The organism is Microvirga sp. GCM10011540 (assembly GCF_042650665.1).
In the GTDB taxonomy this organism is placed as follows: Bacteria; Pseudomonadota; Alphaproteobacteria; order Rhizobiales; family Beijerinckiaceae; genus Microvirga; species Microvirga lenta.
This window is the reverse complement of the sequence record NZ_JBHSBQ010000053.1, coordinates 1-657: the sequence shown is the minus strand read 5'-3', so window position 1 is coordinate 657 and position 657 is coordinate 1. Positions and strand designations below refer to the sequence as shown.

The following is a 657-nucleotide window of genomic DNA, read 5'->3' as shown; positions in this document are numbered from 1 at the left end:
GTCCGGCGTGGCGAGCGCATCGTGATCTGCGGGCCCTCCGGCTCCGGAAAATCCACCATGATCCGCTGCATCAACCGTCTCGAGGAGCACCAGAAGGGGCGCATCATCGTCGACGGTACGGAGCTGACCAACGACCTCAAGCGCATCGACGAGGTGCGCCGTGACGTCGGCATGGTGTTCCAGCACTTCAATCTCTTCCCGCACCTGACCATCCTGGAGAACTGCACCCTGGCTCCGATCTGGGTGAAGAAGATGCCCAGGAAGGAAGCCGAAGAGGTCGCCATGCACTACCTGACCCGGGTCAAGATCCCGGAGCAGGCGAACAAGTACCCGGGCCAGCTCTCCGGCGGCCAGCAGCAGCGCGTGGCGATTGCCCGCTCGCTGTGCATGAGCCCCAAGATCATGCTCTTCGACGAGCCGACCTCCGCGCTCGACCCCGAGATGGTGAAGGAAGTGCTCGACACCATGGTGGGGCTCGCCGACGAGGGCATGACCATGCTGTGCGTGACCCACGAAATGGGCTTCGCCCGCCAGGTGGCGGATCGGGTGATCTTCATGGATTACGGGCAGATCGTGGAAATGAACACGCCCGACGAGTTCTTCAGGAACCCGCAGCACGAGCGCACGAGGCTCTTCCTGTCCCAGATCCTGCACTGA

1 protein-coding gene is annotated in these 657 nt (G+C 63.0%); it reads left to right on the top strand.

The window, feature by feature from the left end; genetic code table 11:
* Window positions 1–657: amino acid ABC transporter ATP-binding protein (locus ACFOYU_RS15195; RefSeq protein ID WP_377034237.1), on the top strand; the 657-nt coding region annotated here is incomplete at its 5' end.